The sequence below is a fragment of the Sphingobium sp. EP60837 genome (assembly GCF_001658005.1).
Taxonomy (GTDB): Bacteria; Pseudomonadota; Alphaproteobacteria; order Sphingomonadales; family Sphingomonadaceae; genus Sphingobium; species Sphingobium tyrosinilyticum.
Map to the genome: position 1 here is coordinate 367,607 of NZ_CP015987.1, position 18,174 is coordinate 385,780.

General features: G+C 59.3%; 12 protein-coding genes. 4 read left to right on the forward strand and 8 right to left on the reverse strand.

The window, feature by feature from the left end:
* Positions 1–164 precede the first annotated feature (164 nt).
* Entirely contained in the window at positions 165–2,318 is a 2,154-nt protein-coding gene (locus EP837_RS14760; RefSeq protein ID WP_066530222.1) for a TonB-dependent receptor, read from the reverse strand.
* Positions 2,319–2,379: 61 nt separating this feature from the next.
* Complete coding sequence (locus EP837_RS14765; RefSeq protein ID WP_066530225.1) at positions 2,380–4,149, reverse strand: alkyl sulfatase dimerization domain-containing protein; 1,770 nt, start codon at positions 4,147–4,149, stop codon at positions 2,380–2,382.
* 90 nt (positions 4,150–4,239) lie between these two features.
* Here EP837_RS14765 and EP837_RS14770 point away from each other — a divergent pair, with 90 nt between their 5' ends.
* A complete protein-coding gene (locus EP837_RS14770) occupies positions 4,240–6,594 on the forward strand; it encodes an arylsulfatase (protein WP_066530228.1) in 2,355 nt (784 codons plus the stop codon).
* Between the two features lie 106 nt (positions 6,595–6,700).
* Positions 6,701–7,972, forward strand: coding sequence for a TetR/AcrR family transcriptional regulator (locus EP837_RS14775; protein ID WP_066530230.1), 1,272 nt, complete (start codon positions 6,701–6,703; stop codon positions 7,970–7,972).
* 305 nt (positions 7,973–8,277) lie between these two features.
* Here the strand turns inward: EP837_RS14775 and EP837_RS14780 are convergent, their stop codons facing one another.
* The 5 genes from EP837_RS14780 to EP837_RS14800 all read right to left on the reverse strand — a co-directional run bounded on the left by EP837_RS14780 (position 8,278) and on the right by EP837_RS14800 (position 13,589).
* A complete protein-coding gene (locus EP837_RS14780) occupies positions 8,278–9,162 on the reverse strand; it encodes a VOC family protein (protein WP_066530235.1) in 885 nt (294 codons plus the stop codon).
* Positions 9,163–9,776: 614 nt separating this feature from the next.
* Positions 9,777–11,186 carry a putative bifunctional diguanylate cyclase/phosphodiesterase gene (locus tag EP837_RS14785; protein ID WP_066530238.1) on the reverse strand — a complete coding sequence of 470 codons (1,410 nt, stop codon included), beginning with the start codon at positions 11,184–11,186 and terminating at the stop codon, positions 9,777–9,779.
* The gene (locus tag EP837_RS14790; RefSeq protein WP_066530244.1) at positions 11,176–12,012 is read right to left on the reverse strand and encodes an IS5 family transposase; all 837 of its coding nucleotides are present in this window, start codon (positions 12,010–12,012) and stop codon (positions 11,176–11,178) included. The genes EP837_RS14785 and EP837_RS14790 overlap by 11 nt, the downstream gene beginning before the upstream one ends.
* Before the next feature lie 83 nt (positions 12,013–12,095).
* Positions 12,096–13,112 carry an MHYT domain-containing protein gene (locus tag EP837_RS14795; RefSeq protein WP_066530248.1) on the reverse strand — a complete coding sequence of 339 codons (1,017 nt, stop codon included), beginning with the start codon at positions 13,110–13,112 and terminating at the stop codon, positions 12,096–12,098.
* Positions 13,113–13,277: 165 nt separating this feature from the next.
* A complete protein-coding gene (locus EP837_RS14800; RefSeq protein ID WP_066530251.1) occupies positions 13,278–13,589 on the reverse strand; it encodes a hypothetical protein in 312 nt (103 codons plus the stop codon).
* A 265-nt stretch (positions 13,590–13,854) separates the two neighbouring features.
* Between EP837_RS14800 and EP837_RS14805 the strand changes: the two genes are divergently transcribed.
* Positions 13,855–16,059, forward strand: coding sequence for a TonB-dependent receptor (locus EP837_RS14805; protein ID WP_066530253.1), 2,205 nt, complete (start codon positions 13,855–13,857; stop codon positions 16,057–16,059).
* Positions 16,056–17,156, forward strand: a complete 1,101-nt coding sequence (locus EP837_RS14810; RefSeq protein ID WP_082919726.1) for a PepSY-associated TM helix domain-containing protein — start codon at positions 16,056–16,058, stop codon at positions 17,154–17,156. The genes EP837_RS14805 and EP837_RS14810 overlap by 4 nt, the downstream gene beginning before the upstream one ends.
* A gap of 208 nt (positions 17,157–17,364) precedes the next feature.
* On the opposite strand, the gene EP837_RS14815 is transcribed toward EP837_RS14810, so the two are convergent.
* Positions 17,365–18,093, reverse strand: a complete 729-nt coding sequence (locus EP837_RS14815) for a Crp/Fnr family transcriptional regulator (RefSeq protein ID WP_156518621.1) — start codon at positions 18,091–18,093, stop codon at positions 17,365–17,367.
* Positions 18,094–18,174 lie beyond the last annotated feature (81 nt).

Here is an 18,174-nt window from a genome sequence, read left to right on the forward strand (position 1 = left end):
CTATGTGGCAGTGTTCACATCGCGAGAAAACCGGATCGTCAGCGAGTTGCGCGTTCCGGCTTCCCAACATCCTAAGCCGCGATAGAGCCTGCGTCAGAGCAGATGCGGCGTCAAAATTCAGGGGTTGCTGAGGCTATTCAATGGCCTCAGCAACTTAATATCCCTCAATATTCGAAGGATAATTCGAGTCCATAGGTGCGCGGGTCACCAAAGATCGCACTTGGCAAGCCGCCATTGAAGTGGGCGATATAATATTCCTTGTCGGCCAGATTTTTGCCAAAGGCCGAAAGGCGCCAGTTGCCAAAGCCCACCGGAATATCTGAGAGCGTGAGACGGGCGTTCAGCAGGCCATAGTCTCCAATCACATAGCGTGGATCGGCCGTGGAAGTCGAAGCTTTGCTCTTCATAAAATAGTCGATATTTGCTGTGAGGACGCCGATTGTTGTTTCCGGAAAACGATATTCAAGAGACGTCGTCAGTGTATGCTTCGGCGCTTCTACAAAGGTATAGCGGAATGTGATGTCGTTGCCTGACTGATCAAGGATCTCCTGGAACTGAGCGTCGAGATACGCATAGCTGACCGATAGCGTCAGGGCATCGATCGGCTTGGCGATCACATCCAGTTCAAAGCCTTGGATTCGAGCCTTCCCCGCGTTGAACACATCCGTGATCGCTACGTTCGACGGATCGGATTGGATGTTGGTTTGAATATCCCTGTAGTTTGACCGGAACAAGGCGAGATTGGTTTGCAAATGATTGTCGAGCCAGCTCGACTTTATACCCAGTTCGAATGAAGCCAGGGTTTCGGGTCCAAAGCCTTCATTGAAGCGCGCAACGCTGCTGGCCCGGATATTATAGCCACCGGTCTTATAGCCCCGCGCATATTTCGCGTAGATGTTGATCTGGGCATTGGCGCTATAGCCTATCACGAAACTGGGGCTAAGGTTCGAGAAGTGATTGTTTCCCATGCCGTGAGGTAGAACGGTTGGAGAACCGGTTGCCGGCACGATGCTTTGGTCGAGCGTTGCCTCGCGCTCGTCACGAGACCAGCGTAGGCCTCCAGTCAGGTAAAGCCCCTCCGCAAAAGCCGGACGAAAGGTTGCTTGGCCATAGAGCGCATAGGCGCGGTTGTGGATCGTAGCGACACGATCCATGCGAGGACGGCCGGTGATCGCCGAATAATCAGCGCTTTCTCCATTTTCGTCGAAATAATAAGCACCAAGTACATAGTCGAGCCGACGGTCAAGAGCGGAACCGACGAGCTGCACTTCTTCGCTCCACTGGTCCTGCTTTTGGTCGAAGCCGGTTAGGATCAAAGGGAACGGCCCTACCACGCCGGTCAGATAATTTTGATTGGTGATGCTGGACAATTTCCGGTAGCCGGTGAGCGACTTCAACGTCACGTCGTCAGCCACTTCCCAGCTGATCGTAAGATTATGCCCTTGCGAGGTCGCGTCGTTCGGCATGAGGTTGCGCACCAAGGGAGAGCCTGCCGTCGGCCGATCCGCCATGCGCGGGTAGAAAGGCGCCGCGACCATGAAGACAGGCGTGTCGTTGATGTCGGAACGATCATAGGTGTAGCGCAACTGCAGCGCATCTGTCGGCTGCCACAATATTGCCGCGCGATAGGCATCGCGCCGCTGATCGCCCCAGCGCGCAACGCCCGTGCCGGAATTATCGACGAAGCCATCCTTTTGGCTGTGCAGGTAGCCCAGTTCCACCGCGAACCGGTCACCAACCGGGATATTGACCCGCGTCCGGGACCGGAACTGGTCGTAATTGCCGATGGCGAGGGTTTGCTTGGCGGAAAATTCGCCCAGTTCCGGTGCGCGCGTGATGTAGTTGATGGCGCCGCCCGTCGCGTTTCGGCCATAGAGCGAGCCCTGCGGGCCGCGCAGCACCTCTATCCGTTCGACCTCGGCCACTTCGGCGGAAAGACCCTGGTTCCGGGCGATGTAGATGCCGTCCAGATAGACCGCGACGCTAGGATCAACCGTGATTTGATCGTGATTATTTCCGATGCCGCGAATGAATACGCGAGCCGTCGTGGCGCTGTTCGGATGGGGCGTCACCGCAAGGCTGGGGACTAGCGTCCGTAGGTCGGTGATGTCGGCGATCCCCTTCTTTTCGATGTCGGCACCCGTCATGGCCATCATCGAAATTGGGGTCTTCTGAAGAGACTCGGACCGCTTCTGTGCGGTGACGACGATTTCCTCGATGCCACCGTTAACCGCCGAAGTGCCGTCCTGGGCAAATGCGGGGGACGCGCAGCTTAGCAGACACAATGCCAGTGCCTGGCGGGATATGATGTTGTTCATGATGTTTCTCCCATGTCGGCGCCTTTCTAGCGCCATTTTGTACGATGCTGTTTCGTACTATTCAGCGTATGACGAGGTTGATCGGAGTGCCCGTCAGATCGAGCGCGTTGAAAATCTGATGCAGCACTCGCGAGCCTTCGCCCGAGAGTGCGCCCGCTTTCACCAGCGCTTCGACCGATTGGCTGCCGGAAACGAGATCACCCAAGGCGCTGCGGCCCAGTTTCACGATAGGCGCTACCCCAGCTTGGCCCCGGTGAAATTTCAAGGTGCTGTTTCGCAGTTCGAGCAGCCATGGCTCGCCTTCACCATCGACGACCAGCGTGACGGCCCGGTCAGCAGCACCCGCCCGCTTGGGATCGACCTTGTAACGGATCTGCTCAAGCATCAGGGCGACTGGCATTTTCCGGATATTATCGGGGTTCATGTAACGCGCGGTCAGGCCCGCCTGCTGGAGCTTTCCTTCCAGTTCAAGCGCACCCATGAGGTAGAAGCCGCGGCGATTGCTATTATAGGTGGCATAGCCCAGCTTCCGGAAAGCGGCCGCCTTCAGGCGGCGCGCCTCCATATCCTGATGGGCGATCGCGATCAGCAGCGTGGCAAGTTCCGCCGCCCATTGCGCGTCGCCCTGTGTGAACGCGCGCTCCGCCGCGGCGAGCACAGGCGCACGACCGCCCATCAGCGCTACTTCGCGGCGGGCGCGCTCAACACGCGGCGTGGGCGCTAGGTCGGTCGCATCGCCGGAGAACCAGCTGATATAACCGACATAATAGCTGCGCGCGGCATCTGCTGCGGCGCCATAATATTCAGTCGTATAGGGCTCTGAACGCAGCCATTCGGGCAGCGGTCCCAACGCATCAGGCAGTTCATTTTGCGTAATGCCCTTGTTGATCAGCCGGATCGTCTGGTCATGCGTATATTGGATTACGTCCTCATAGCGCGTCAGCAGAGCCTTGATCTGCGCCGCTCCCTCAACGACAGGGCCGTGCATCGGCACCATCCAGGCAGCGTTATAGCGCTCCATCCGGCGCAGTGCCTCGATCCAGCGATTGGCATCGCGCATTTTGGTGCCGCGCATCGAGTGGAGATTGGGGAAAGTGGGGCCCTGCACCTCGTCGCCTGAGATCAGCACCTGATAGTCGGGAAGCCATGCCGCGATGTGCGAGGCCGCTTCGCCGCCACTGTGAAACAGGTGCAGCTTCACCCCAGCGATTTCGATATCCCGCGCGCCATCCACATCCACGAATTGGGTGGGCGGAATATAAGCGGATTCATTCTTTCCCGGCGTGTTCAGCCCGCCGCAGCAGCCGACATGGAAATCTTCGGCTTCTTTTCCAGCCAAGCTGAAGCCGTACATATAGGCGGCGCGGGTCGCCACGATGGGCAGCGTCGCAATGCCTTCATCCGAAAGCTCCTTCAGGAAATTGGCTGCGGCGAAGATCGGGACCTTGCCATTGGCGACATCGGCTGGCGGGACGAACACGGCCGCGCCATTCACATGATCCGGATGATGGTGGGTATAAATAATGGCCTTAATTGGCTTGGTCGAGATCTGCGCTCTTATCTTCGCCAGGGCTGCCGTCGCGACATCGCGGTTCATGCCGGTATCAAGGACGATCAAGCCGTCGCTGCCTTCGACAACGACGATGTTCATGCCCTGAAATTCGATCTGCCAAACCGGCGTCTTCCCCACATGAGTGACGCGTTCCTGAAAGAGCTGAGCGTGCGCCGTGTAATTGGAGGGTGCCGCAAAAGGCACATCCAGGTCGGGAGCATGAGCCAAAGCCGGGGCGGACGCGCGCATCAGCAGAAGTGCGGTCAGATAGCGCACCATTCTCTCCTACATGATTTTGTTCGTTTCCGGCGCTTGTAGTGTACGAAACTCTTCCGTACAAGATGCTAAAGGACACGGAGTGGAAGAGTGATGCGAAAAGGGTCTGCCCCCTATTATCTAGCTGGGTTTCTCGCACTTATGCTCGGGAGCGCTGCGCCGCTAGCGGCGCAGACCGTGCTGCCGCGAGCGCCCGAACCCTTCGGGGGAGCAATCGGGCAGACCTATGCCGATTCGACCGCCGCCTTTCCCAAGCCCGTCACGGCGCCTGCGGGCGCGCCCAATGTGCTGCTGATCCTGACGGACGATGTTGGGTTCGGCGCGGCTTCTACTTTCGGAGGGCCGATCCCGACGCCCAATCTTGATCGGCTGGCCGCGCGCGGCCTTGTCTATAACCGCTTCCACACCACCGCCATGTGTTCGCCCACGCGCGCCGCGCTGCTGACCGGGCGAAATCATCATGCTGTGGGCAACGGCATCGTCGCCAATTTATCGACGGGCTTCCCCGGCTATTCCAATATATTGCCGAAAACCGCCGCGACGATGGCGGAAGTGCTGCGCCAAAATGGCTACAATACCGCGATGGTCGGCAAGCATCATAATGCGCCCGAAGCCGACGTCTCGCCCGCCGGACCCTTCGACATGTGGCCGACCGGACTAGGCTTTGAACATTTCTATGGTTTCATGTCAGCGGAGACCAATCAATTCTCGCCGGCTCTTTATCGCGGCACCACCCCCATCGATACGCTGAAGGAAGGAGTGCTCGACAAGGCGCTTGCCGATGAGGCCATTCAATGGATCCACAACCAGAAAGCAGCCGCGCCCGACAAGCCTTTCTTCCTTTATTATGCCACCGGCTCAGCGCATGCGCCGTTACAGGCGCCGGGGGATTGGATCGCCAAGTTCAAGGGCCATTTCGACAAGGGATGGGACGCGGTGCGTACACAGACCGTAAGCCGCCAGAAACGGCTCGGCATCATTCCCTCCGGCACCAAGGACACGCAGCGGCCGGAGGGCTTGGCGGCGTGGGGCGCACTCACGCTGGACCAGCGCCGGATCAATGCGCGCTTCATGGAAGTCTATGCAGCGATGCTCGCCTATCAGGACGCGCAGATCGGCCGGGTCCTCGATGAACTCGATCGGATGGGTGAGAGCGGCAACACGCTCGTCATGTTCATCGAAGGCGATAATGGCGCTGCCGCCGAAGGGGGCGACAATGGCAGTTCCAACCCGATGTCCGCCTTTGCCAATGCCATGCAGGAGGATGACAAGGCGCTGCTCGCCAATCTGGACAAGATCGGCGGTCCTGATGCGGTCGGCAATTGGGGCTATGGCTGGGCCTGGGCCACGAACGCACCGTTCCGCTGGTTCAAGCAATATGCCTCCCACCTTGGCGGTACGCGCAATGGACTGGTCGTGTCCTGGCCCGACCAGATCAAGGCACGCGGCGTCCGTTCCCAATTCACCCATGTCATCGACGTGATGCCGACGATTTTGGAAGCGGCTGGCCTTAAGGCTCCCGACAGTGTCAATGGCGTCGCACAACAGCGGATCGACGGCGTCAGTTTCGCCTACAGCTTCGCCGCGCCCAAGGCGCCCGAGCGGCATGACACCCAATATTTCGAGATGATGGGCAACCACGCCATCTATCATCAGGGCTGGCTGGCCAGCACCACGCCGGTGAACCTGCCATGGAAACGCGGCGACGGGTCGGTTCTGCCGAACCAATATAAGTGGGAGCTATACGACCTGCGCAAGGACTTTTCCCAAGCGCACGATCTGGCGGCCATGCAGGGCGCGAAGTTGAAGGAGATGCAGGCACTCTTCCGGAAAGAGGCGGAGCGAAACCAGGTTTTCCCACTTGACGACCGGATGACGCTTGCCAGGTTCCAGGCGGCCGAAAGCCAGCGGCCGCATCGCTCGACCTACAGCTATTGGGGAGCGGGCATCAGCATCCCATCGGTCAATGCCGCTCCGCTGCTGGCGCGCAGTTTCCGTATCACTGCCGATATCGAGGTGGCGAAGGAGCCCGCGACTGGCGTCCTGGTTGCGCTGGGGAGCAAGTTTGGCGGTTGGAGCTTCTATTTGAAAGAGGGCCGGCCCGTCGCCCTGATGGCGGCATCGCAACTCACTGGCGACGAGTCGCAGGTCGCGGCGACGCAACCGATCGCATCGGGACGCAGTCGCATGGTCTTTGACTTCCACTATGACGGGGGCGTGAACGCCGGAGGCGAAATGATCATCTCTGTCAATGGCGACAAGATTGCGCAGGGCCGCATTAGGCGGACCATCTCTAAGCTGCCGGAGATGAGTGACACGTTGGACATCGGTTTTGATGCCGACACGCCGGTCACTTCCGATTATGGGGATGAAGGCCATTTCCCTGGCCGGATCGGAAAGGTCGATATATCGGTCGGCAAGCCTGGCGCTGCTGGCAAAGCGCCCTGAGAAGCCGGGTCCCGATGTTTGCGGTCGCGGGCCGCAGGCATTGGGAGGTGCTTTTCGGCTTTACCCGTTGACGTCGCACCCCGTCCGGCCGCTAAGGTAAGCCCGCATGGTCGAAATCACCTCTCCCCCCATTTCCGCCGAACGCGACAACAGGACGCAAATCCTGAATGCGGCGGGCGAAGTTTTCTTAACTGAGGGCTTTGAGCGAACGAGCGTCGATAGGATCGCCGCTGTGGCGCATATGAGCAAGCAGAGCATTTACGAGCTTTACCCCAGCAAGCTCGCCTTGTTCGAAGCTGCCGTCCGGAACAAGTTGAACGGCGCGTGGCTCAATCTCTCCACCATCGATGGCGGCGCGAGTGCAGAGGACACGCTCGCCCGCTATGCGTTGCGCCTTTTTGAGGGTTTTGCCGAGCCAGTGAATTTCGGCCTGTTCCGCGCTAATATCGCGGCGGCGAACCACGTGCCGGACCTGGCAGCGGAACTGCATGAAAAGCGCTTGGCCGCGTCCCAGCCTCTCGCCGATTATCTTGAGACGCTGATCGATAAGGCGATGATAGTGCCATGCGACCCGCACGCCATGGCCATCCGTTTCGGGGGCATCGCAGTGGAGGGCGCGCGTTATTTTCTAGGCACCCCCTTGCCCGGCAAGGCTGCCCAGAAACGCGTCGTAGCTCATGCCGTTCATCTCTTCCTGGATGGCTACCGCAGCATTGCGGATGTGGATCGAGTTAAGGCTGCGCCTCCGCTGATTGAACCGCCTGTCCGCGAAGGCGTAACGGCGCTGCGCCTGCCGGCAGAAAAGCTCCTGGCATTGGTGGATGCGGCGACCAGCGAATTTCTCGAATATGGCTATCGCCGTGCGAGCATCGACCGGATCGCAGCGGCGGTTCGGGTCAGCAAGGCGACCATATATCGCCAGTTCGGCAACAAGGAAAATCTGCTCCGCTATATCGTTCAACGCGACATTTTCGAAGCCAGCCGGCGGCCGCTTGGACAGCGTCCCACCAGCACGGACCCGGAAACCGGGCTGATTGTCTTGGCGCGGGAAGCATTGGATCGCCATCTGGAACCTGACAATATCCGCATGCATAGGTTACTGGTCGTGGAAGCCGATTTCATCCCCGATCTTGCTCAGCTATTCTATGAAGGCCGCGTGCGCCGCCTGGGCGAGGCGTTAGAAAATCAACTGAACACATTGGGCCTGCCGCGCCCGAGCCATTCTGCGACGCGCATCTTCTACACACTTGCGACATTTGCCGTGCGCTTCTTCACAGCGACCACGCCGCCTGTGGCAGAAGATCGGGAGATCTATGCCAGAGAATGCGCCTCCTTGTTTCTACACGGGTTGCGGACGGACAACGGCCGTTACTTGTGAGGATTATTCTGTACCTCCAGCGTCAGCCTTTGGTTAAGCAAGGCATAATCCAGCGGCGAATGATCGCGGAAATGCGAGCGGCGGATGACGCTCAATAGCGCTATGTTCAAACTCCCTGAACCCACGCCCGCCAAAAACCCTAATGACAGGGTCTTTGGCGGCAAGGTCGTGCCTGTCGATACAGGCCTTCGCTCAACAACCGACCATCTCCTCCTTCGATTGTTTCCATCGATCGGCCAGCTATGGCGCGCGCAAGGAACTGACAACGTGGGGAGTTGATCCACTCCTACACTAAACGCCTCAGTTTAACCAGCAGACGATATCGGCCGCATGAGTTCAATACGAACGCCATCCGGGTCCGCGCCGTGCATTAACTCGATCATCGGGGTTGTCACATGGGCCTCTTCAACGAAATAGCCACCGCGCTCTGCAAGCTCGGCCGCCGTCGTGGCAGGATCGTCATCCCAGAAGGCGATATGGGTGAGACCGAAACGGTTAAGCGGTTGGCGTTCGCGTGATCCGAAGCTAGCGGGCTCAAGCACCTTCAGCAGTTCGATCGTGTTGCCCCCCGCATCGCGCACCATCTGCGCGCGCAGTTTGATGCCTGGGACTTCGTTGATGACGCCTAACCAGTCAAAGCCCTGATCAAGGACATAATTTTCTGCGGGAGTGAAGCCAAGCGCTTCATAATAGTTGAGCGAGGCGTCGATATCTTCCACGCAGATACCGCTGTGGGAGAAGCGCTCGGCCTCGCCGGGCGATTTCATCAGTTCGACACGCACGCCGTCCGGGTCGGTGCAGTAGAGCATGGTAGTATCATTGGCGGCGAAGTAAGCGCGGGTTTCTTCATAAATCGTGCCACCTGCTTTCGCGATCCGTGCGGCCCAGGCGTCAATGTCATCCACATAGAATGAAATGTGTACCAAGCCATATTGAAGGGTGGACCGTTTCTCACGCGGCCCCGTCGCCGGCGGCTCGAGAAACTGCAGCAATTCGATCACCGGGCCGTCCTGGCGTTTGAGCATCACCGCCCGCAGCTGAACGCCAGGAATTTGCATGGTCTTCGCCATATCGGGGCCTTCGATAACCCCATGATCCTGATAAGGCTCGAAGCCGAGTGCGTCCCGATAGAAGCGTTCCGACGCCGCGATATCGTTCACGCAGATCCCGCGATGTGACAGTCTGACCATTGGCCTCTCCTTCATTATAGCTATTGTCGCTTAACCTATCCCGCTGGAACGGGTGATCCACGCTCGCTGCGGCCTTGTTTGTGACAATGTCGGAAGCGCCGGCAGTTATAATATTCGCCTTGCCGACGAGCGATCTCCTCGATTCCCTCCGTCCGGTGCCGTGATGTTATCAGTTGCGTGGACTGCGGCTTGATTACAAATCTGCTGAGGCCGTACCTCGTCTAAATGAAGTACCGCGCGACGCACAGCTGGAATGCGAGCGTTCCGAAATGACAGAGTTAGCAACATTCCATCCCTTCGTCGATATGATGAAATAGACCCTCACCGGGAAAGAACCGCCCATTGGATCTGTTTAGCTCTCCTAATATTTGAAAGAGGGGCACCGTGCTGGGGACGCCCCCTGTCCTGCTAGTCCTCAAGAAACGGAGCCAAGGCAGGGCCAATTTCGCCGTGCGCTCGATACCAGTCGCACTGATTTTGGGCGCCCCTTACGTCATCGATCCGCGAAGGTTATCGCAGACCCTCGGCGTTCTGGGACGCGCGAGTTCCGAGAGCACACTGGGGAATTCTTTGAGCCTGTCGCGATGTCGGCGAGCCGCCGTGGCTTATCGAAACTATGGCCCCGCGTGCGACGCCACCCTTCCTGCGATAAGTCCGCTGTTCGCTTGTGAAGCGGACAGTTGCGCTGAGCTTGCCGGCCCTGCGCCTGGAAAACCGTAGAAGAAACCCTGTGCCTGCGGACAACCTTCTTCCTGGACCATTCGGCGCTGTGTATCTGTTTCGACCCCTTCAGCGACAACCGGCAAAGCAAGGCTTTTGCCGATCCCGACGATCGCGCGGATGATCGAGCGGGCCGCCTCGTCGTCCTCCATCGTCTGTATGAAGCTCCGATCGATCTTGATCTTGTCGAAGGGAAAGCTCTGGAGATTGCTCAGCGAGGAATAGCCCGTGCCGAAATCGTCCATGACCACCCGCACGCCTCGCTCTTTCAGGGCGTGAAGGACCCGAATGGTTTGGTCCCGATCCTTCATCAGTGCGGTCTCGGTGATCTCCAGTTCGAGACGATCAGGCGCTAGCCCGGCGTCCATCAGTGCAGAGGTTACCGTCTCCTCCAATGTCGCCACTTGGAACTGCACTGCTGAAATGTTCACCGCCAGGGTGAGCGGTTCCACCCAGAGCGCTGCTTCCCGACAGGCACGGCGCAGGACCCAGTCGCCGATGGGAAGGATCGCTCCTGTGTCCTCGGCAATGGGGATGAACTCGTCCGGTGGCACCTCGCCACGATCTGGGTGGGTCCAGCGCAACAGGGCTTCATAGCCGGAGACCTTACCGTCTACGGTTGTGACCAGTGGCTGATAGACCAAATATAGCTGGTTGCGCGTGATAGCGTGACGCAGGTCGCTTTCCAGCTGCCGCCGTTGCCTCGCTTCCAGGTCCATCTGTGCGTCGAAGAAGGCAGCGACCCCCCTGCCGGATGTCTTGGCGCGATAGAGGGCGATGTCGGCAGCATGATGCAGCGCCGCGGCATCGGCTCCGTCCTGTGGGAAAACCGCCACACCAATGCTGATGCCAACGGCAGTCGGGTCCATGGCGGGGTTCATCTCTTCTCGAAAGATTTCCAGTATGCGATGGGCGAGCACCCGAGCGCCATCAGGCTGCGCCGAACCAACCTGGAGAATGACAAACTCATCGCCGCCCATGCGCGCGACCGTGTCGGCACCACGAACGCAGCGCTTCAGCATGAAGGCGACCCGCTCGAGTATCCGGTCGCCTTCCCCATGGCCGAAAATATCATTGATTGCTTTGAAGCGGTCGAGGTCAAGCGCTAGCAGCGCCAGAGGCTCACCAGTGCGCTTGGACAATGCGAGGGCATGTTCTAACCGTTCCTGTAGCAGGGTTCGATTAGGTAACCCCGTCAGACCATCATGCCGTGCCAGATGTTCGATTTGCCGCTGCGCTGCCTTCGTTTCCGTCAGATCACGGACAGCCAGAACCTGAGAGTCGGTGCCGAAATTAAACTGCATGGAAACAATGCCTTGCGATCCGCCTCGTGATGAGTTGAATCGAGGCGACGAAGAGCCAGGCGGTCGCGGATGCGATGGTCTGTTCGAAGTCTTTGGCAAGGCGGCGGTTTCGGTTGAGCCATGCAAGAGTTCGCTCGACAACCCAGCGTCTTGGCAGGACTTCGAAGCCGCTGGCAGCGTCCGAGCGTTTGATGATCTCTACCGTCCATTGCCCGATGCGCTTCAAGGCATCTCTGAGCTTGCTACCCGAATAGCCTCCGTCGGCAAACACGTGGCGTAGCCAGGGGAAGCGTCCCAAGATCTCTGCGAGCACCAGCGGTGCGCCATCACGATCCTGAATATCGGCGGTGTGAATGACGGCATGGACCAGATGTCCTTCGGTATCGGTGAGGATATGCCGCTTGCGCCCTTTCACTTTCTTGCCTGCATCGTAGCCCCGTGGGCCGCCGGATTCTGTGGTTTTCACCGACTGGCTATCGATCACACCAGCGCTGGGAGACGCCTCCCGGCCGCTGGTCTCGCGCGCCAGCATCAAGAGGGCGTGATTGATGTTCAGCCATAGCCCGGTGTCACGCCACAGCGTGAACCAGCGCCGGACGGTTGATGTGGGCGGGAAGCAAGGCGGCAGCATGCGCCAAGGCAGACCGCCGCGCAGCAGATAGAGGATCGCTTCGACAATACGCCGCATTGCCCACTTCCGTGGTCGGCCCACTTTCGATGCCGGGGGAAAGAACCGCTTCAGGATCTCCCACTCGCCATCCGTCAAATCGGTTGGCAAATGCAGGCCTTTGCGGGCATGGTGTCCGCGAGTGATGTCAGTCCACATCGTTGAATCCAGGTAGTTTTTGGCGAAACCCCGGAATCAACGGTCGCCCACGCTGTCAAGCTAGGAGGCCGATATCACTCAACTTAATTTCGGCGCAGACACTGAGACAAGCGACCGCGATATTCGATTTCGTGCACGCCAACTTCGAACAACTGCTCGGCATCGCCTCCGCGCCGCACGGCTTCCACCGCCTTGTGCCGCTCCTCTATAATGGGACGGCCGTCTTGGGCTGCGAGCAGGCTTTCGGGATCCAGTCCCACCAGGTCGGACGGGCTACTGTTCATCCATTCAGCAAAACGCTCATTGCCCTCAACGATCTTGTGATCGCGTACGATCAAGATGCCCTCCAGCGTCGCTCCGGCGAAGCCCTTGAGATCGGTGAGGTAACGATCGATCAGGGTCGCCGCGGCCGTCAGGATCACCACGACCATGGTCGATGCCACGATTGCCCCGATCAACCATTCCCGTCCGGTCGTGGCGTGGACCGCGGCCAGGGTCGGGTCGAACTTCAGCGTCGTGGCCGACATGCTGGTAAAATGAAGCGCGCAAACGGCGAGTACCGAGGCCGAAACTGCAGGAAAGAACCTGCGTCCGCCCATCAGATGACCGAAGATGTAGAAGGCGGTTGCGAAAAGGCTCATTGCTAACGCAAGGCTGATGGCGACAGCGTTCCAGTCATAGGAAATATGGGCTTGTGCGCGAATGGCCGCCATGCCGATGAAATGCATCACGCCTACGCTGCAGGCAGCGATAATTCCCGCGAGCGCACAGCGTGCGGCAGATGCTTGGCCCAATAAGCGTAGCGCGGTCCAGAAACCGAGGATCGCGGCGGCCGCAGAAATCAATGTAGGAAAGAAGGCGTAGCCAATCGGCAGAACACCATCATAAGCTAGCATGGCCACAAAGTGGGTCGCCCACACACCGAGACCACCGGCGAAGCCCCCAATGGCTAACCAGGACGCACGGCGCTCCCATCGACATTCCTGCGCACGGGCAAGTGCGAGAAAAAAAGCCAGGCTGCCCACGATCCAGATGGCGGCCGCGAGACCCACGACGAAAAGGTCATGCTGCGTCAACACGCATTCGAACACACGAAACATAAGGCCCTCATCGCTGACGGCACAGCTAAGCCTATGTAAGTTATAATCGGGTTAACCAGCTGAGCAGCAGCCGGCCCCTGACTGCCTCAATTTTAAGGATCGTTGATACGCCAGCTCTGGACTGCAGTTCGTCGAACTAGCGGCGCTCTTGGAAGAGGTCCGCCTTTATGAAGCAGGAGGCGGATCCGCAATGCCGCGCGGCCGTCCGGCATAGTCGCGATCGACGATCGCATTTTGCAACCCATCGATCGCTTCCTTGTCGCCCGTTTCAAAGCTGGAGGAGGAGCGCATCGCCGCGACGATCTGCTCGGTCGATCCGGGCGGGGCGCCTCCCCTTCGATCGCGAAGGCAGGTCTCGTTGGTGATGAGATCCGCACCGCGGGCGAGCACGGCCGGGTCATAGCGTTCGATGATCGCGCGCGCTTCGGCATCGATATGGACGCTGATCTGCCCTTTTAGCTTCGCCGTGCGGCGCACCGTGGGGCACAGGTCCGTCGTGCCGAGCAGATTGTCGACAACGCGGTGCCGAGACGAGTGCCGCCTCGCCCCGGCGATATGCTTCTACGGAATCGAGCGCCTCGAGATAGTTGCCGGAAGTGGCACCGGCACGTCGAGACAATGTACCGACGGCTTCGATCGATGCTCCGGCAACAGAAAAGGTCGCGACCCCTCGTTAAATGAGATTGACTTGCATTAGTATCGTTCGTTCGCTAGCGAGCCCGAAGAATTAGGGGGGCCCATCATGAAAAAAGCCGTTCGAAATCTCCTCGCTGCGGGTGCGTTTCTGGTCACGGGCACGGGCTTTGCGCAATCGCCGCCACCTGCCGTGGATGCGGAGGCAGATGGCCCCATCATCGTCACGGCCGCGCGCAGTATTCTGCCTGCCAACGCGCTGCCGTTGACGATCGATGTTGTCGATAAGGAGGCGCTCGACCAGCAGATCGCGATTTCCGGCTCGGTCACCGACGCGGTGGCGACGCTGACTCCCTCTTTCTCTCCAACGCGCCAAAAGCTCTCAGGCGCGGGAGAGACATTGCGTGGCCGCTCGCCGCTTTATGCGATCAACGGCATTCCGCAATCGACGCCGCTGCGCGACGGCAGCCGCGATGGCTTCACTATTGATGGCTTCTTCGTCGATCGGGTCGAACTGATCTACGGCTCCAACGCGTTGCAAGGGATAGGCGGCACGGGCGGTATCATCAATCAGGTGACCGTTGGCGCGCCGCAAGAGGAAGGTTTGAGCGGACGGGTGCTGCTGCAGGGCACGGCGGATAACAGGTTTCACTCCAATGGCATGGGTGGCAAGGCTGGGGGGCTGTTCCAGTATGAGGCCGGCGATTTCGATGCTACGATGGGCGCCACCTACGAAAAGCGCGGCGTATGTTATGACGGGCAGGACCGCCGCGTGGGGCTCAATCTCACACAGGGTGAAACGCAGGATTCGCAGGCAACCAACATCTTTGCGCGGGTGGGCTATGCTGTGTCCGCGACCGGCCGCATCGATCTGATCGCCAGCCGCTTCGAACTGAAGAGCGATGGCGATTATATCGCAGTTCCCGGCAATCGCCTGACCGGCCTGCCGACCAGCGCCGTGCGGGGCGACTCACCCGGTGAACCCGCCGCCAATCGCACCGAAAGCCTCGCCCTGTCCTATACAGACACGGCGCTGTGGGGCGGCCATTTCGTCAGCCAGATTTTCTTCAACCGCTCACGTGACACGTTCGGCGGGGAAAATCGCGACGCCACGGGCAATTATATCGCGTCCTTCCAGGACCCCAGCATCGCACCTGTCGGTGACCTGTTCGACCAGTCGCAGAACCGTTCCCGCAAACGCGGCGCGAAGTTCAGCTATGAGCGCGCCGTGCCGGGGCTGGAGGCGCTGACCGCGACGCTGGGCTTCGACGCGTTATGGGACAAGACGCAGCAACGCCTGATCGCCTCCGATCGCGTCTGGGTGCCGCCAGCCGAATTCCGCAGCCTGGCTCCGTTCGTGCAGGGCAATCTGAAGCTGTTCGACGGGCTGTTGCGCCTTGCTGGCGGTGCGCGCTGGGAAAATGTCCAGATCAAGATCGATGATTACCACACTCTGGCGCAAACTACCCAGACGCTACCCGCCGCCCAACGCTATTGGGGCGGGGTGGATGTCGCGGGCGGCAAGCCCAAGTTCGACGATCTGCTGCTGAATGGCGGCATTATCTTGGAGCCCTGGGACGGCATTCGCGCCTATGCCAGCTATGCAGAGGGTTATACCGCGTCTGATGTGGGACGGATCACGCGGTCGATCAATCTGACCGGCATCGACATCGATAGCTATCTCGCCATCGAGCCCATTGTGTCCAACAACCGCGAGATCGGCGTGGAAGTGAAGCGCGGGCCATTTGACGGGTCTGCCACATATTTCTGGTCATCCAGCGACAAGGGACAGCTGCTCGTGCCGGGCATCGGACGCAATTTCGATGTGCAGCGTCAGCGTATCGAGATCGAAGGCATAGAGATTAATTTGCGCAGCGAGACGCCGGTCCCTGGGCTGAAGCTCGGCATTGGCTATGCTCATATCGAGGGCCGCTATGACAGCAATGCCGATAGTAAGGTCGATACCGATCTGGATGGCGTCAACATCTCGCCTGACCGTGTGAATGTGTCGGCAACGTATAATCGCGGGCCGGTTTCGGCGATCATCCAGACCCAATATTATCTTTCGCGCAGCTTCCATGCCGATGCTGGCGTGGCGCAACCCAACCCGCTCAACAATTTCGGGGGCTATTCCGTGACGGATGCCAGCATCCGCTATCAGACCGCCTTTGGGGGGCTGCGGCTGAGCGTGCAAAATCTGTTCGGTAAATTCTACCTCGACTATAGCAGCGACACGCGGCTGCCGACCGACAATCTCGCCTACTTCGCGGGGCGGGGTCGCAGCTTCACGCTGAGTTGGGACTATAGCTTTTGAAGACGCTTGACCTGCTGCACCGCTGGATTGGCGGGCTGATGGGCCTTGTGCTGGCGGTGCTGGGATTTTCCGGCGCGCTGCTGGTGCACAAGGACGCCTGGGTCTTTTTGCCCCACGGTTCCGATCCGGTAGTGCAGGACAGTGCGGCGGTTGCGCGGACCGTAGAGCGGATCATGGCCGACCCCGATAGCCGGCCGGAAATGATCAGCTTTGCCAGCCCGGAATTCGGGCTGGATCGGCTGCGCTTCGCAGATGGTTCGGGCGCCTATGTGAGTCAGGCGGGTGACCTGGTGACGCGGTGGAACAGCCAGTGGGAGCGGCCGGAACTCTGGCTGTTCGATCTTCACCATCACCTTTTCGCGGGCGACGCCGGTGAAACGATCATCGGTGTCGCGGCGCTGCTGGGTCTGTTCTTCGTCATCTCGGGCGTGATCTTGTGGACACGAACGCGCAAGACTTTTGAATTTCGCCTGCTGCCCAAGCGGCCCAGCCGTTCCGCGATCGTGCGCCAGCATCGCGATCTAGGCCTGGTGGCCGCACCGCTCTTACTGTTGGCGACGCTGACCGGCGCCATTTTGGTTTTCCGGCCCGTGGCGGTGCTAATCCTTGGCCCCGGCGCCCCGGCGCAGATCGACGCGAGCTTAAAGCCGCCGCAAGCGCCTGTGGCGCCGCTCTCCAAAAGCCTCGATTGGCGAGCGATGGTCGAAACGGCGCACGCCCGCTTCCCGGATGCTGAACTGCGCAGTCTTGCGCTGCCTCGCAAACAGAGCGGCCTCATCACCCTGCGGATGAGGAAGCCTGAGGAGTGGCTGCCTAACGGGCGCACGACCCTTTGGTTCGCAGCGGATAGTGGTCGGCTGATTGCAGCGCGGGACGCCTCACGCCTGCCTGCGGTCGTGCAACTTTACAACATGGTCTATCCCTTGCACGCAGCAAAGGTTGGCGGCTTGGCCTATCGGCTGGTGATGACGTTCGCCGGCCTGGCTCTCACTCTTTTGGGAAGTTTGACCCTCTGGTCCTTTTGGTTCGCTCGACGCCGACAGCCGATCAGGCGACCGCAACGTGCTGCCACTGCCCAACCTTCCAACGAGGCGTGAAACTTTTGGACCGTCCCGCCGCCAATTTTCTGCTTACAGCTGCTGCCCTTCCGCTATTCCATTCGATACGCCCAACTATGGTTGTTACCGGTTCTCCGACTGGTGCCGTCGCCTATGTTTGGTGGGTAAACCTTTTTGTGGGCCGGCATGGCTTGCATGAAGAGATGTGGTGTCGCGCGACTTATCCACCGCGAGCCGTACCCATTCATCAACCTGCCAAATGAAGATAGGCGGATGTGAAACCCCCTGCTTGTGCCAGGCGGTTCCAGTCCGGGATTATGACCGATCGCCTATTTCTCTCTATGACGCCCTCGACCTCAAGTGATTTCAAGGTGCGATTCACATGAACCGGAGTCAGACCCAGCGCATCACCAAGCTGCTCCTGAGTGAGTGGAAGATGGATCTCGGATCGGCTTCCTAAGCCAGCATGTTCCTGCTTCAGTGCAAGTTCACACAACAGATGGGCAAGTCTTGCTCGCGCATCGCGCCGACCTATTCTGACGACCCATTCTTGGAAAACGGAGGCATCAGCGAGTGAGTCAATCCAGAGGGCCTCAGCCACAGCCGGGCGGGTACGTGTGAGCCTTAGAACCGCTGCGACCGGAATATCGGCAAGCTTTGCGGGTGTGACCAGTTGAACGCTTTGGTCGGCACCATGTAGCATCGAAAAATGGAGATCGACAAAATCGCCTTCCATATGAAAGCCGACAATCTGACGACCGCCATCGTTCACTAACCTGTACCGCTGCGCAAAGCCGCTCAAAAGGATCGTGCAAGATGTAGGGATTTGACCGGCACGGATGATGTGCTGGCCGGCCGTCATTGCCTTTGTTGTGAAGGGAAGCGCAACAATGGCTTCACGGTCAGTGTCCGACAGTTCCGCTCTGTCGCTGAGCTTTGCTGCAAGTTTTCTCAGCGGGTGCTTTGCATCGACCAACGACTTACCCTATTTTATCATCGACCAACAACAGCCTCTTCAACTATCATAGGGAATAAAAGCAGCTACGCGCACTAATGT

What these genes read in the sequence shown, in the direction of transcription:
- EP837_RS14770 (WP_066530228.1), top strand. Translation starts at nt 4,240, where the DNA reads ATGCGAAAAGGGTCTGCCCCCTATTATCTAGCTGGGTTTCTCGCACTT.
- EP837_RS14760 (WP_066530222.1), bottom strand. Translation starts at nt 2,318, where the DNA reads ATGAACAACATCATATCCCGCCAGGCACTGGCATTGTGTCTGCTAAGC.
- EP837_RS14775 (WP_066530230.1), top strand. Translation starts at nt 6,701, where the DNA reads ATGGTCGAAATCACCTCTCCCCCCATTTCCGCCGAACGCGACAACAGG.
- EP837_RS14805 (WP_066530253.1), top strand. Translation starts at nt 13,855, where the DNA reads ATGAAAAAAGCCGTTCGAAATCTCCTCGCTGCGGGTGCGTTTCTGGTC.
- EP837_RS14795 (WP_066530248.1), bottom strand. Translation starts at nt 13,112, where the DNA reads ATGTTTCGTGTGTTCGAATGCGTGTTGACGCAGCATGACCTTTTCGTC.
- EP837_RS14785 (WP_066530238.1), bottom strand. Translation starts at nt 11,186, where the DNA reads ATGCAGTTTAATTTCGGCACCGACTCTCAGGTTCTGGCTGTCCGTGAT.
- EP837_RS14790 (WP_066530244.1), bottom strand. Translation starts at nt 12,012, where the DNA reads ATGTGGACTGACATCACTCGCGGACACCATGCCCGCAAAGGCCTGCAT.
- EP837_RS14765 (WP_066530225.1), bottom strand. Translation starts at nt 4,149, where the DNA reads ATGGTGCGCTATCTGACCGCACTTCTGCTGATGCGCGCGTCCGCCCCG.
- EP837_RS14780 (WP_066530235.1), bottom strand. Translation starts at nt 9,162, where the DNA reads ATGGTCAGACTGTCACATCGCGGGATCTGCGTGAACGATATCGCGGCG.